The following is a 15150-nucleotide window of genomic DNA, read 5'->3' as shown; positions in this document are numbered from 1 at the left end:
GTAGTGTAATGATGTCTAGTCTAAAAAACAGACAAAATCATGTTTTTTACGATATATCTATAGTAATCTATCGTCTTTTTGTTTAACTTTAAAGTTAAACCGTGACATTTTAAGTCATCCGCGTCAAACTAACTTTACTTGATTAATGGGGGTAGATATGAAAAAAGGGCTGAGCGCAGCATTTATTGTTGTCATCTTATTGTTATTAAGTACTTATTTTATGGGTGAGAAAGTACAAAAAGAGACTAAAAAGTTTTTTACTCAACAAAGTGAAAAGGGTATTTCGTATAAATTGATTAATTATGATAAAGGTTTTTTTGCATCAAGACTTAAAAGTGAAATTACCGTACAAGTGGATTCTGGTCCAGGGGTTACTTTTATTATTGATACATTGATAAAACACTACCCTTACAAAGCGACGCTGAGTAGCCAAGTTAAATTTACATCGGCAATGTTGAATAAGAAAGCAAAGCAGTATTTTTCAACATCACAATGGTTAAGCTCTGAAATGCAGGTGTCGTTATTAGGAACCGTTACGGGAGATGTGAATATTGTTTCCGGCGCTTATAAAAGCGAGCAAGAAAAGTTTAGTAACAAAGCCTTAAGTTTTAATTATTCGCTTAATTTGAGTGATTATTCTGGCGCGTTTACACTTGATTTAGCATATTTTAACGCAGAGAGTAATTCGCTAACTATCCAATTAGAGAATTTGTTTTTAAGTTCACATTTTAATACTCTTTCAATTAGAGAGTCGTCTCAGTATTTATTTAGAGTGCAAGATATTCGTTCTAAAATTAAAAACGGAAATTTTCATATCAAAGATTTTCTTATTAAAGGAGATAGTAAAGCCTCTAAAGATGGACTCAATAATTTGTGCAGGTGAATTTATCCTTCTTTTCCTTGTATACTGAACGCTTCTCTTTAAGTAAGGATCACCATGATTGAAACTAATTGCTCTCTTAAAGCACTTAATACCTTTTCTATTGACGCAAAAACGCAGATATTATTTCACCTTCGTGAGATAAAACAACTGGTTGAGTTGCTACCTCTGGTAAAAAAAATGCGCAATGAAAACAAACCGGTACTAATCTTAGGTGCGGGCAGTAACATTCTTTTTTGCGATGATTTCTCAGGCCTTGTGATTAAAGTTGAGTTATTAGGTATCAATATTAGTACGACAGCCAATGATTATATTTTGCGGGTTGGCGCGGGTGAAAATTGGCATCAATTCGTTACCTATTGTATTGATAATGATATGGGAGGCTTAGAGAATTTAGCTTTGATCCCCGGTGTGATGGGGGCTGCTCCCGTACAAAATATAGGCGCTTACGGGAGTGAATTTAAAGATTTTTGTGTGGCGCTAGAATACATAGATTTAGAAACGGGGCAGTTGCATAAGCTCAGTGGTGACGAGTGTAAATTTGCATATCGCGACAGTATTTTTAAACAAAAAAACATGTGTAATGCACTGATAACGCAAGTGACAATAAAATTAGCAAAAAAATGGCAAGCAAAAAACCGCAACGTGGTTATAAGTGAACCTGAGAGGTTAAACTTAAGCGCTAAAAAAATCTATGATTCTATTTGTCAGATCCGCGCGCAAAAATTGCCCGACCCAGCGCAGACAGGTAATGCGGGAAGTTTTTTTAAAAACCCTGTGGTCGATAAAAAAGTGGCAGATAAATTACTGAATGAAAATTTGGGTATGCCTTATTACCCGCAGTGCGAGGATAAAGTTAAATTAGCCGCAGGATGGTTAATTGAAAAGGCGGGGTTAAAGGGGCGACAAATAGGCGGGGCCGCTGTACATCAACAGCAAGCATTAGTTATCATTAATAAAGGTAATGCAACCGCACAAGATGTTATTAACTTAGCTGAATTGGTGCGGCAGAGTATTAAAGATAAATTTAATATTGAATTACAACATGAAGTGCGTTTTATTGGAAAGTTGGGTGAAACGAATTTAGCGAAGGTGATAGAAAATGTCTGAATTAAATGAAAAAGGTATCTGCTTGCTTAAATTATTAGCGGATGGCAAGTTTCACTCAGGTGAAACGATAGGGCTGGCATTAGGTGTTTCACGCACTTCGGTGAATAATTACATTAAAGCATTACAAAGTATTGGTATTGATATTTATAAAGTAAAGGGTAAGGGTTATTGTTGTGTTGGGGGTATAGACTTACTCGATGCAAAAAAAATAAAAATTAGCAGTCAAAGTAAACATGTAGACGTTAAGCAAATTGTTGATTCAACTAATCAATATTTATTAGATAAAATAGGTGATATTGAGAAAGGGCATACTTGTATTGCCGAGTATCAATTAAAAGGACGCGGGCGACGCGGTCGAACGTGGGTGTCCCCTTTTGCCTCGCACCTATACTTTTCTTTTTATTGGCGCTTTGATAGCGGGATAGATAGATTATCAGGCCTCAGCTTATTGGTGGGTATCGCTACCGTTAATGCACTTGAAAAAATGGGTATACAGGGTGTTGGTTTAAAATGGCCTAATGACATCTATTATCAAAATAAAAAGTTAGCGGGTATTTTAATCGAACTCAATGCACAAGCAACAGAGGCTTGTCATTGTGTGATTGGTATTGGAATTAATGTGCGTATGTCGCAAGAGCAAGGGGCATTAATTGATCAACCTTGGATTGATTTAAATAGTTTAGGTACGAAACAGATAGATCGTAATGAATTAAGTGCATATTTAATTTTAGAATTAGAAAGGCTATTGAGTGAATATGAACAGCATGGTTTAAAGCCTTATTTAGAGAGATGGTTTAATTTAGATTGTTTCTTGAATAAAGAAGTGAATGTTTTATTGGCGGATACAGTGCAAACCGGTGTTTGTAGAGGTGTAAATGAGAACGGTGCATTATTATTAGCGGTTGAAGGGGGGATAAAAGAATTTATTGGTGGTGAAATTTCGTTGCGATTGTTGCATAAATAAGCGAATTAACAAGGCTCTGTATTGTTTTTGAACAATCAGACGATAAATAGGTGTTAATTGCAAATAACAGTTGCAAGATGAAATGAATGTCTCTATTATTCACCGCACTTAGACGGCGCCGACTTAGCTCAGTCGGTAGAGCAACTGACTTGTAATCAGTAGGTCACCAGTTCGATTCCGGTAGTCGGCACCATTTAAGTCTGGAGGGGTTCCCGAGTGGCCAAAGGGAGCAGATTGTAAATCTGCCGCGTAAGCTTCGGTGGTTCGAATCCACCCCCCTCCACCATATTATTTCACAATGGCCTTGTGAACGCCCCAAAGGCGAAAAATCATTGCTAATAGATGCAGTTATGCGGGCATCGTATAATGGCTATTACTCCAGCCTTCCAAGCTGATAATGTGGGTTCGATTCCCACTGCCCGCTCCAAGTTTCTTGTTAAAAGAACCTTTAAAATCAACCTATAGGGTTGATTTTTTCGTTTCTACTATCTTATAAAAACAGCTTGGTGACCAAACGGTGACCATCGAGTGTCCAAACCTATTTTTTGCGAGAGCAATATCCCTTTTTCCTGGTTCTGTCGCAAACTCAGATTGTGCCCTCTAAATTAAAGGGCCACTTTTCTTCAGATACAATTATGCTGCGACATTTATCACAGAAGGATCATGAATTATGACTAAAACAGATACTATTGTTGCGCAAGCAACTGCAACTGGCCGCGGTGGTGTCGGTATTGTTCGTGTTTCTGGCCCAGATGTTGAGCTAGTTGCTCAACATGTTCTAGGTAAATTACCGAAGGTACGTTATGCGGAATATCTACCCTTTATGGATGATAAAGGGCAGGTGTTAGATCAAGGTATTGCCTTGTTTTTCAAAGGACCAAATTCATTTACCGGAGAGGATGTTCTTGAGTTACAAGGGCATGGTGGACCGATTGTGATGGATATGTTGATCCAATCTATTTTAAAGATTAAAAATCTACGTGGGGCGAATCCTGGCGAGTTTTCTGAGCGTGCTTTTATGAATGATAAAATGGATTTGACTCAAGCTGAAGCAATCGCTGATCTCATCGAAGCAACATCAGAGCAGGCCGCTAAAAGTGCACTGCGTTCATTACAGGGTGAGTTTTCCAATAAAATTAATGCATTAGTGGATAGTCTGATTCATTTACGTATTTATGTTGAAGCTTCTATTGATTTTCCTGAAGAAGAAGTTGATTTTTTAAGTGACGGAAAAATAGCCTCAGATTTAGATAAAATTATAGTTAATTTAGATGCGGTAAAAAAAGAAGCCAAACAAGGTGCTATTTTACGAGATGGTATGAAAGTCGTTATTGCTGGTCGACCTAATGCAGGTAAATCGAGTTTATTAAATAGGTTAGTGGGTAAAGATAGTGCAATTGTCACTGAAATAGCGGGAACGACACGAGATGTTATGCGAGAATATATTCATATTGATGGTATGCCTTTGCATATTATTGATACGGCTGGGTTACGAGAAAGCACCGATGCGATTGAGAAAATCGGCATTGAGCGAGCCTGGAAAGAAATAAAAAGTGCAGATCGTGTTCTTTTTATGCTTGATGCAACGACAACTAAATCAACGGATCCCTACATTATTTGGCCAGAGTTTATGCGACATCTCCCTGAGTCAGTAGGTTTAACCGTGGTGCGTAATAAAGCGGATTTAACCGGAGAATCGATATTAGTTCAAAACGATAGTCAGCATCCGGTATATTCACTATCTGCCAAAACAGGTTTAGGAATGGATTCTTTGAAAGAGCATTTAAAAGAGATAATGGGCTATCAAAGTACAAGCGGAGGTGGTTTTATGGCCCGTAGACGTCATTTAGAAGCACTTGATAATGCACAGAGCCATTTATTAGAAGGAAAGCTACAACTTGAAGAATATAAAGCGGGTGAGTTACTTGCAGAGGAACTGAGGATAACACAGCAATATCTAAGTGAGATCACTGGTGAATTTAGTTCTGATGATTTGCTTGGGCGAATATTTTCGAGCTTTTGCATTGGAAAATAAAGATTTAAATGCAAGATAGAGCATTTTTTTTGATATTTATTATGGCATGTATTTTATTCTAAATATCAGATTGGGTAAAAATAGCTTTGTAAGAGATCGACTATTTAATAATGAGGTTATTGTGTTAATTACACTTTTAAAAAAACGCTCTCAATTTTAAGTTGTTGATTTTTATTGATTAGTTTTTTGTTTTCTTTATGTTGAAAATAATTTGATATTCTGTTGTTTTTTTTTGATGAACAGAGTGTATTATTTAATACATAAGCAAGGGGCAAATATTACATGGAATGAAATATTATTGTTGCTTGTTATATTAAATAACAGGATGTTATTTAAAGAGAGATAAGGAGTATTTCTCTTGGTTAGGATAACCGTAGGACACTCTTGGATAGAGGGCATAAAGCAGGATGCTTTATTACAATGGATGTTAAGGATTCGATAAGATGTCGAAAGGGAACACCTTCAGGATGAAGGGCAATAATGACGCGGATTGTTATTATTATGTCAGGATGACAAAAATGGACACCTTCTAAGGATAGGGAGATGGCCGATAAACAGGATTGTTTATTGTATATGGATATTTAAAAGGATGAGCCCGAAGGATTGGGAAGTGGATGTCAGGATAGACAATGGTCAAATGGATTTTATGCAGGGAGCATCAACTGTCAAGGATTTGATAGAGTGGCTAAAATAAGGGCAACTTCGGTTGCCCTTTCCATTGTTTGCTCTAAAATATTTACAAGCCAAAGCATCGGCTCTGTTATTTTTTTGTATTATTGATGCTGTGCATTCCATAAGGCATCATCTTCAGCTTGCAGGCTGTCTGCTATCTCTTGATATAGTGCTAAACTTGCGGCGACTTCTTCTTTATCGATGGTGTTCATTACAAATCCCACATGAATAAGTACAAAATCTCCTATTTCGAGAGGCGTTAACATTAAATGGGTGCTGACGCGTCGCTGAACACCAAGTGATTCGACAGTGACGGTTAAATCATCATGAATTATAATAACTTTCGATGGAACTGATAAACACATAATTAAAACTCACTATTTTATTCTGCTTACACAATAGGATGGTATTGAGTTGCATAAGGGTGTTAGGGCTAAGGGTACGTACGTCGGCGTGGCAAATAGAGTGCACCCGCTACTAAATTAGCACCTTCTAAATCTAAGTGCCAGCTAGCATGTATCAAATAATTGTTTTTTAAACGGCGACAGAGTCTTCTGGTAAAAAGCGTATATTGAAATTCATCGCCAGCTAAGAGCACATTTGTAATGCCAACTCGATGCCCAGCTGTTTCTATCCACTGACTCATTTCATCGGCTAAAGAATCTAAAAATCCAAATGCTAAACGAGCTGTGTGAGAATTCTCTTCATCTTTATCGGTAGGTTTTAAACTCTTTTTTGCTAAGCAAAAACTCATTAAACTTTTAAAAGTTTGACACCAATCAAAACTGCTAGGTGCGCTGTCCAGAGTGCTTTTTTCTAGGACGTTTTTTGGGAAATCAATGTGCGGAGAGTGCTCCGTTGGAAAGTAACCCGCGAATGTTAAGAGCCTGTCGACAGCTTGTTGATTGCTTTGTTGCTCGCTTAACGAACTTTCTTCTGATAAGCCTAATAACGTGGCAGCCACTACTAATAAAGACGTTAAGTTTTGGCTTTGGTCACTCAATTTCATTGTTGATAATGCGTGGTATTGAGAGGGATAAGCGAGTTGAAACTTATCAATGATACTCACAGAGGTTAGTAAATTACCTTCTATATTAGGTTTGATTGATGCGCGTAGTTGTTGAATAAAATCAATGCCATTATTTGGTAATTTGGGAAATTGAAGAATACTCTCAGCTTTATCTTTCTCTATTTTACCGTTATCTCGAAGGCGATTACTGGTAATAATTTGGCTTAAACTATTGCGACTTAAAAATATCGTGACGATATCTTGTTTGTTTATTGAGGCCTGAGAAAATTGAGTTGCATATAGAGCATTAAAGGCCTGATCTTGCGATTTAACGGGCAACACTAAGGAAACTGAGTTATGTATTACAACCCTTTTTTTAAGCTCCATTGCCTGATAATTGCCGACGACAGCGTTATCGCGCAAGGTATCACGTGTTGTATTTAAAGCAATGCTATAAGGTTGTTGTAGCCAGATCCAATGTTGGTCAATAAATGCCATATGTGCAATGGGAGTATTTACTCTGTAGTACAGAAAATCAATTCCTTTTTGGCGTAAATACTCAGTCACAATGATCAACGCTCTGTTGTAGGCAAATCGAACATCACAGCTTGCTGCATTAATTTTACTAGAAGATGAGTGTATTTGAATTGCGTCTTTTGTTGTGAGTGTTATCGCGGGTTTTTCAAAACAGGAAAGAGTGATCACTTGTTCACTCGTTGTATTAAAAAACAGGTTTAAGGTATTAGGATTACATATCAATATTTGTGGTCGAAGTTGCTCAGAGTGTTCAAATAAAGCGACTTGGGTACTCAGTGTGACACCGAGTTCTTCTATCTTGACAGTGTGTTCGGATAGGAGTTCTTTTGCTAACGAGAATAAACGTTCTTGGGTTAGCGTTGTCAGTGAAGGTGATCTTTTAATACCATCTTGCTTAGTTAATAGCGCTTCTTTGTGTATTTTATAATGCTCTTCACCATGGCAACATGGGCAAATCAAATCTATTTGAGCAAACTTTGGACTTTGATTATCACCAAATAAAGGTGTGCATGTCGCACAATAATCAAGATGAATAAGCTCATATAATGGGGAATTAATGGCGTCATTTTTAGAAAATAAACGTTTTTTCTGAGTCGAAGGTAATTCGGTGCTTTTTAGAATCTGTATGGAAGTGCTCCCTTGAGACTTTTCTAATGGCGTTATCTTCGCTTTTACCAAATGTACAGAGAGTAAGAAGTCTTTAGCAATCCTATCGGCTAGGGTTTCAAGTTGTATTTGTGTGCCTTGCGCTTCTATTCGGTAGCGATAATGGCCATTTTTTAAATAGCCATTATCAATACTTATTTGCGCAGTCTCTGTAAATATATCATTCGATTGCAGTGTCACTAAGGGGTGTGCGCGTAATAAAAGATTACATAAGTGCTGGTAAAAGGGCACGGGCTGTGTGCAGATAAAATCAAAACAAAGTAGGGTGTTCATTTAGGTATCACAATATTAATTAAGTAAAAAAACAAGTGTTTTCATTATTGAAATAACAGGGTAAATAATGAAAACCTATCAGCTATTTATCGTTTTTGTGCATCTTGAATAACATCATTGATCGTTATAGATTTCTTGATGGTAAGCGTAAATCCAAGATGGGTTAAGTGTCGTAGTAATTGTTGTTCCATAGTGGCGACAGCATTTTTAATCTGAGGCGTGAGACCCATAAACATCGGTTCTATGACAGTCGGAATAACACCTAAAACAAAGGTGTTAGGTCGGTCTCCTACCATATCCATCATTATTAACGTCTGTAACATTTCAACTTCATGTGCGCTACCTTGCCAATCGACATCAGGCGGGGTGTTATCAAAATTAAAAAAATACACATCGCCAATTTCACCATCTTGGCTATTGATGGTGTCCACCACAATTAATTCATCATAGGTGGCAAGCATAGGGATCAATCCATGGGCAAGCGTTCCACCATCAACAATATCAAATTTATAAGCAGGATTTTCGATGTTATATTTATCAGAAATATAATTAATAAAGTGTACGCCTATCCCTTCATCACCGTATAAGATATTGCCGATACCTAAGAGTAATAAGCGCCGAGGATGTATCTTCTCTTGAGACGACTTTGCTGTGTTAATGTTATTAATCTCTGAAGTTTTCACAAGATGCTCTTATTAGGAATGGTGGGCTCGTTAATATTGACCGATTCTGACGTGGTGACAGGGAAGGGCTCTATATGCGCATGGGTATGATAATCATAACCAGAAATAATGGCATCTACCGCTGCTTTTTTAAAGCGAATACCGGTCCAAATAACCATGTATACATGCACAATTAAAAAAACAATAAACACCCAAGTAAACCAATGATGAATATTACGTACATTGGCAAGGCCACCGCATATATAGGTTAACCAAGAAGCCGGGGCATAAAGTAATTGGCCTAAACCTTCGTGATAAACTCTGCTGTATAAGGCTAAACCGGTCAGCACCATAATGAGTGAGCAGCTGTAGAACGAGGCATAAGTCACTAATTGTAAAGGGCCATAAAGCCCTGACTTTTCATCAGGTTTGCCTAAAAACACATAAGCTTTTATCTGCGATCTCCAACGATCAATGCTCAGCGCATCAAGCAAGGAGCGACGTTCACTCTTATCTTTTGAGAATAAGAATAAATAATTACGACTAATGGTGATACACGAAAAAATGAATCCAAAGATTAAATGCGAAAAACGCATCCAACCTTGGATCAATACATCGGTGGACTTTGGATCCATTAAAAATGGCCATGCAATATAAAAACCACTGATTAGTAAAATCATGATAGCAAGAAACCGTAGCCAATGAAAAATACGGATCAGTGGTGTAAAGGCAAACTCTCTCATCGTCGGTATGTGTGTGACCCGGCCTTTTAGCTTTACTTGTTGCGATGCTGAAAGCACTTGTGGTGATTCACTCATGGCTATATATCCTGTGTAATACATTGTTAAATATGAACTTTAATTTAAAGTGGTGTTTTTAAATTGCGGTGTTCACTTTAAATGCACCTAGTGACTGCTTGTTATAATCCATGACGTGAACAGAGCACGACATGCAAGGGTCAAAAGAATGAATAATACGTAGCACTTCAAGTGGTTTACTTGGATCTTCCAATTTAATGCCAATTAACGATGCTTCATAAGGCCCAATTCGGCCATTCTCATCTGTCGGTCCAGCATTCCATGTTGTTGGTACAACTGCTTGATAATTTTCGACTTTACCATCTTTAATGCGGATCCAATGACTAAGCATTCCACGTGGTGCTTCAATCATTTTATAACCCTCGTAGATTTTAGTTGGATCAATGAAAGGTTCGATGTAAGTTGATTCATCCACTTCTATATTACTTACCAAAGCATTAAATGTTTTTTCACTTTCACGTAGATTGATAACGGTTTCTAACATGCGAGCTACGGTGCGACCAAGGGTCGTGAGTAATGCGCTCATTGGTAAGCCCGCTTTACTTAAGAAAGTGTCGACTTCTTGCACAATTAACTCATTACCACGTGCGTAGTTAACGACTAATGTCGCTAGTGGGCCTACTTCAAAGGCTTCACCTTGATAGCGTGGTGATTTAATCCAAGAGTATTTTCCATCTTCATTTAATGTTGGCAGTTTACCATTAAGCGTCTCACGTTCAATAAATCCGGTATATTCAGGGATTGTTGTCCCTTCATACGGATGCTGAGGTGCATCGGCTGAGTACCATGAGTGGGTAACATCTTCTCGAATATCATCAGGGTTTAAATCAAATACTTTAGAAAGATCGCCATTTTTTACAACACCTTGGGTAAATAAATATTTACCTTTACTCAGTAAAAACTCATCGGTACAGAGAAAGTTTTTAATATTTAAGCCACCAAGTACACTTGGTTCATTTTTAAAGGCATCGGCGACCATTAGAAGGTCTGGGTAATAAGCATTTTCTATAAAGTGGCCTACCTCATCAAGCTTTTGTTTCCATTCTTGCAGGCGAGCTGGGCTTAATATATCGCGTACAGAGGTAATACCACCCACCACAATAGATTGAGGATGTGGCGATTTCCCACCAAAAATAGCTAACATTTGGGCCGCAACACGTTGTACTTCTAGGGCTTTTAGGTAATGTGATAACGCTATCAAGTTTTGCTCTGGACTAAACTTATAGGTCTTATTACCCCAGTAACCATTGGCAAATGGACCTAATTTACCGGTGTCAGTTAAGCCTTTTATACGTTTCTGTACTTGACGCAAATCACCTTCACCACATAAAATAGGGGTATCTGAATATTTCATCGCGACTTGTGCCGCTTTAGCTGGATCTGCACTTAATGCGGATATAATATCTATCCAATCTAAACCATGAAGATGATAAAAGTGAATAATGTGATCGTGTAAATGCAGAGCTGTCATCATCAGGCTTCGAATATATTGTGCATTAATAGGAATGTTAAGTCCTAATGCATTTTCAATTGCTTCGGTACTACAACGATAATGAGAATAGGTACAGACCCCACAGATACGTTGTACCATTAATCCAACGTCAAGTGGAGAACGGTTTTTTACAATCACTTCAATGCCTCGCCATAGCGTTGATGATACCCACGCTTTTTGAATGACATTGGAAGCATCTACTTCAACTTCAACACGAAGGTGACCCTCAATACGCGTAATAGGGTCGATGACAATACGTTTATTCATAAATCAATAATCCACAGGTTTAACAAAAAAAGTAGCAATGGCATGTGCCCCTATACCGACAACTGCGGCGCCGAGTATGACTGCACCAATGGTATCCGCAGTACTGTCTAATCCGGTTAATAAGCGGCGACTTAGCGGTTTTTCAAAATCAGACATAGCGTCCCAAAAATCGGGTTCAGAACAGCCAATACAGCCATGCCCTGCAAGTACAGGCCAGCTAGTGTGTCCATTAAAGCGTTCGGTTGGGCAGTTATTGTAAGTGTAGGGGCCTTTACATCCCATTTTGTACAAGCAATGGCCATCTTTTGCTTCTTGGCTACCAAATTCTTCTACAAATTCTCCAGAATCAAAGTGGCCTCGACGTTCACAGTCATCGTGCACTCGGGAGCCGTAAGCCCATTTGGGACGGTTGAACATATCTAAGGGGGGTAGTTTTCCGAACATGATATAATACATTAATGTGCCGACAATATTACGTTCGTTAGGGGGGCAACCACCTAAATTTATTACGGGTTGTTTCACTACTTCTTGTACGCCTTTTGTGCCCGTTGGATTTGGCGCGGCGGCTTGAATTCCGCCAAAAGAAGCACAGGTGCCAACGGCAATAATAGCGACGGCATCTTTAGCTGCTTTTTGTACGCGACTAAGACCAGTTTCACCATGTGGGCCTAAGGTTAAGAATGACCCATTATCTGCGGTAGGAACCCCACCTTCAACGGCTAGTAAATACTTACCTTTGTATTTTTCAAGTGCGTTTTGTAAGTTTTCTTCTGCTTGGAAACCTGACGCTACCATTAATGTTTCATGGTATTCCAATGACACATGATCAAAAATAAGCGTATCAATGGATGGTGTATCTGCGCGTAGAAGCGATTCAGTACAACCCGTACACTCTGCTAAATGGAGCCAAATCAAAGGGACACGATCCGCGATTTCAGCAGCTTGCGCTACTAGACTCGTAAAAGGGTTGGGTAGTGCTAACATGGAAGTCACCACAGCACTCCATTTCATAAAGTCGCGACGATTAATGCCTTTCGCCGACATTTTTTCAAGTAGACTATCGCCCGCTCGTGGTGCTAATTGCTTCAGTTTATCAAGGCGATGTTGACCTTGCTGGAATAAAGCTTTATGAGTTTCCATGTTTCATGCCTTTTAAATAAAGGGATAATGGGTTTCTAAGACCAGCATAATATCCACACAGTTTACATTATTTCTAGTGTGAAATAATGTTGTTCTTTATGTTAGTAGGGATAATAGTCTCAATTACGTGATTATTATTTCCACTTCGAAATTTTAATGCGTATTAAAACACACTTTTATCTTATGTAACAACTAGATAGTTGCGTTTGTTAACAAATCCTAGGTAATAATTCGCCCTGTGGAAGATCAAGGTAACGACGACTGCCCCAAGGGCTATGTAAAATCACTTTATGATTGCCTTCTTCATTGTGACAGGCATTACCTATATGACTTGCAGAGACAGAAAACAGGCGCAAAACGGCTAATGTAGCAGCCACTTCTGATTGAGGCACGGCTAATACCATCGTGCCTTCATTTGCCAGATCGTAAGATTCAAAACCATATAGTTCACATAAGCCATTGACTTCATCGCTCACTGGAATATTCTCTTCATTGATGTCAAGTTGAACCTCTGAGGCAACGCACCATTCATTTAATACCGCAGATATCCCCCCACGCGTTGCATCACGTAAGGCATGTAGTGTGATATTTTTATCGAGTAGCATCTCTACAACTGGCCATAAAGTTGCACAATCACTAATGAGGTTAGAGCTCAGTTTTAACGCATCACGCGCCATCAAAATACAACTTCCATGACAACCAATATCGCGAGATAATAGAATAGCATCGCCTGCTTGAATAGCACTGGCGGATAACGTTTGAGAATGATAAAAACTGCCTACACCGGTGGTGTTAATAAATACACCATCTAACGTTCCCCTAGGCACAACTTTCGTGTCGCCACAGACAATTTTCGCCCCAGATACGGCTAATTCTTTTTGCATACTTTGTACTATTGTTTTTAAATCTGCGTAACTAAAACCTTCTTCAATCATAAAGCTACAGCTTAAATATTCCGGTTTAGCTCCCATCATTGCAAGGTCGTTGACTGTTCCTGCAATGGCTAATTTTCCGATGTCGCCACCTGCAAAGAAAAGAGGTGAAACCGTAAAGCTGTCGGTGGTAAATGCGATTTTTCCGTTAGTGGGTAAAATGGCAGCATCTTCCATTTTTAATAATATTTTATTTGTGAAGTGATGGAAGAACAGATCTTTGATCAAGCGATTCATTTCTTGACCGCCACCACCGTGACTTAATTGTATTTGTTGCATATTGCTACCTAAACTCTTTTTTTGTTTGCATTTTTTTATTTAAACCAGAATAACGAAAATACGCATTACATGCGCCCTCAGAGCTCACCATGCAACTGCCCATTGGCTGGCTAGGAGTACAGTTTTTTCCGAAAACTTTACACTGATTTGGTTTTGCTAAACCACGTAAAAAAATGGGCTTTGAAGACAATCTCAGCATCAAAGTGTGCATATTTATCGCGTATTTTTAAGGCAGAATTAGCAATGTCGCCTAAACCGCGCCAGCGAAATACATCTCGAATTTCAAAAACCTCATTGATTTTTGTTTGCGCAATCAAGTTACCTTCCATGCTTACCGCACGGCTGTATTGAATTGACATTCCTGGAGGGGAGTCGTGTTGAGCTGCTGCAATGGTAAGATCGACTAACATCAGTATCGATTGCATGACATCAACGGGTTCAAAGCCAGCCACTACGACAGGAAGATTATATTTGTCTGCCACACATTGATATATTTTTGCACCCGTTATCACACTGACATGTGACGGCCCAATAAATGCGTTTATTTTGGCGCGACCATCTGACATTACAGCATTAATAGCTGGAGGAACTAAAACATGATTACAGTGAACATAAAAGTTGCTTAGTTTTTGTTGATCTGCAACTTGCATTAAAACAGCCGTCATTGGAGTCGTAGTTTCAAAACCAATCGCAAAGTAAATGACTGATTTTGTAGGGTTTTCTTTTGCTATGACAAGCGTATCCATCGGGTCGTAAATGGGGCGGATATCACCGCCACGGGCTCGACATTGTGCGAGCGTGCCTTTTGATCCAGGCACGCGGATCATATCGCCTAATGTGACTAAAATAGTGTCAGGTAGCATAGCAAGTTCAATTGCCTGATCGATTCTTTCTTTCGGCATGATGCACACAGGGCAACCTGGACCATGAATAAATTCAATATTTTCAGGTAGTAGTTGCATTAATCCATATTTCATAATGGTATGAGTATGTCCGCCACACACTTCCATCACCTTAAGTGGATGAGGTAACTGTTTCGCGTTTATGTTAATTTTCTTGGTGAGTGCCTTCATGATCAAAGGATCACGGAAACCCTGATATAGTTCTTTTAAATCCATGCTATTTTTCCACGCGTTAATGTCATGCTGTTAATTAAATAGGGCTTGTGCATCTTCTGCGGACATATTGTCCAGCATTGAGCGATATTCAGTTAGGCTTTCTTGTGCTTCTTCGTGATTGAGCTTGCTAATGGCAAAGCCAACGTGGATCAGAAGATAGTCTCCAATAGCGAGTGGTTCGCTTATTAATTGAGTACATATTTGGCGCTGAACACCTAAGGTATCCACTGTCACCAGGCCCTCTTCGTCGTGAAACGCACAAATTTTAGACGGTATACATAAGCACATAGTGTTTC

12 protein-coding genes, 3 tRNA genes and 1 pseudogene are annotated in these 15150 nt (G+C 38.8%); 7 read left to right on the top strand and 9 right to left on the bottom strand.

The window, feature by feature from the left end; translation table 11 throughout:
- Positions 1 to 157 precede the first annotated feature (157 nt).
- The 7 genes from B8W84_RS07475 to mnmE all read left to right on the top strand — a co-directional run bounded on the left by B8W84_RS07475 (position 158) and on the right by mnmE (position 4989).
- Positions 158 to 883, top strand: coding sequence for a DUF945 family protein (locus B8W84_RS07475; protein WP_180706042.1), 726 nt, complete (start codon positions 158 to 160; stop codon positions 881 to 883).
- A 54-nt stretch (positions 884 to 937) separates the two neighbouring features.
- Complete coding sequence (gene murB / locus B8W84_RS07470) at positions 938 to 1990, top strand: UDP-N-acetylmuramate dehydrogenase (protein ID WP_094752621.1); 1053 nt, start codon at positions 938 to 940, stop codon at positions 1988 to 1990.
- Positions 1983 to 2954 (top strand): bifunctional biotin--[acetyl-CoA-carboxylase] ligase/biotin operon repressor BirA, encoded by a 972-nt coding sequence (gene birA, locus B8W84_RS07465; RefSeq protein ID WP_094752620.1) that lies wholly within the window; start codon positions 1983 to 1985, stop codon positions 2952 to 2954. The genes murB and birA overlap by 8 nt, the downstream gene beginning before the upstream one ends.
- Before the next feature lie 117 nt (positions 2955 to 3071).
- A tRNA-Thr gene (locus B8W84_RS07460) sits at positions 3072 to 3147 on the top strand.
- Between the two features lie 9 nt (positions 3148 to 3156).
- Positions 3157 to 3240: transfer RNA gene (locus B8W84_RS07455), tRNA-Tyr, on the top strand.
- A 66-nt stretch (positions 3241 to 3306) separates the two neighbouring features.
- A tRNA-Gly gene (locus tag B8W84_RS07450) sits at positions 3307 to 3381 on the top strand.
- A gap of 243 nt (positions 3382 to 3624) precedes the next feature.
- Entirely contained in the window at positions 3625 to 4989 is a 1365-nt protein-coding gene (gene mnmE, locus B8W84_RS07445; protein WP_374220142.1) for a tRNA uridine-5-carboxymethylaminomethyl(34) synthesis GTPase MnmE, read from the top strand.
- 773 nt (positions 4990 to 5762) lie between these two features.
- On the opposite strand, the gene B8W84_RS07440 is transcribed toward mnmE, so the two are convergent.
- The 9 genes and pseudogenes from B8W84_RS07440 to B8W84_RS07400 form a co-directional block, all read right to left on the bottom strand.
- Positions 5763 to 6026 carry a HypC/HybG/HupF family hydrogenase formation chaperone gene (locus B8W84_RS07440; RefSeq protein ID WP_094752618.1) on the bottom strand — a complete coding sequence of 88 codons (264 nt, stop codon included), beginning with the start codon at positions 6024 to 6026 and terminating at the stop codon, positions 5763 to 5765.
- A gap of 68 nt (positions 6027 to 6094) precedes the next feature.
- The gene (locus B8W84_RS07435) at positions 6095 to 8146 is read right to left on the bottom strand and encodes a hypothetical protein (RefSeq protein WP_094752617.1); all 2052 of its coding nucleotides are present in this window, start codon (positions 8144 to 8146) and stop codon (positions 6095 to 6097) included.
- Between the two features lie 86 nt (positions 8147 to 8232).
- Positions 8233 to 8775, bottom strand: coding sequence for a hydrogenase maturation protease (locus tag B8W84_RS07430; RefSeq protein WP_094752768.1), 543 nt, complete (start codon positions 8773 to 8775; stop codon positions 8233 to 8235).
- A gap of 50 nt (positions 8776 to 8825) precedes the next feature.
- On the bottom strand, positions 8826 to 9551 hold the full coding sequence (gene cybH / locus B8W84_RS07425) for a Ni/Fe-hydrogenase, b-type cytochrome subunit (RefSeq protein ID WP_094752767.1): 726 nt from the start codon (positions 9549 to 9551) through the stop codon (positions 8826 to 8828).
- A 133-nt stretch (positions 9552 to 9684) separates the two neighbouring features.
- A complete protein-coding gene (locus tag B8W84_RS07420; RefSeq protein ID WP_094752616.1) occupies positions 9685 to 11385 on the bottom strand; it encodes a nickel-dependent hydrogenase large subunit in 1701 nt (566 codons plus the stop codon).
- Positions 11386 to 11388: 3 nt separating this feature from the next.
- A complete protein-coding gene (locus tag B8W84_RS07415) occupies positions 11389 to 12525 on the bottom strand; it encodes a hydrogenase small subunit (RefSeq protein WP_094752615.1) in 1137 nt (378 codons plus the stop codon).
- A gap of 209 nt (positions 12526 to 12734) precedes the next feature.
- Entirely contained in the window at positions 12735 to 13736 is a 1002-nt protein-coding gene (gene hypE, locus B8W84_RS07410) for a hydrogenase expression/formation protein HypE (protein WP_094752614.1), read from the bottom strand.
- 4 nt (positions 13737 to 13740) lie between these two features.
- A pseudogene (hypD, locus tag B8W84_RS07405) lies at positions 13741 to 14854 on the bottom strand (hydrogenase formation protein HypD).
- A 30-nt stretch (positions 14855 to 14884) separates the two neighbouring features.
- Entirely contained in the window at positions 14885 to 15142 is a 258-nt protein-coding gene (locus B8W84_RS07400) for a HypC/HybG/HupF family hydrogenase formation chaperone (protein ID WP_094752613.1), read from the bottom strand.
- Positions 15143 to 15150: the final 8 nt, after the last annotated feature.

Source organism: Psychromonas sp. CD1 (assembly GCF_002239585.1).
GTDB lineage: Bacteria > Pseudomonadota > Gammaproteobacteria > Enterobacterales > Psychromonadaceae > Psychromonas.
This window is presented reverse-complemented; position numbering and strand designations above follow the sequence as displayed.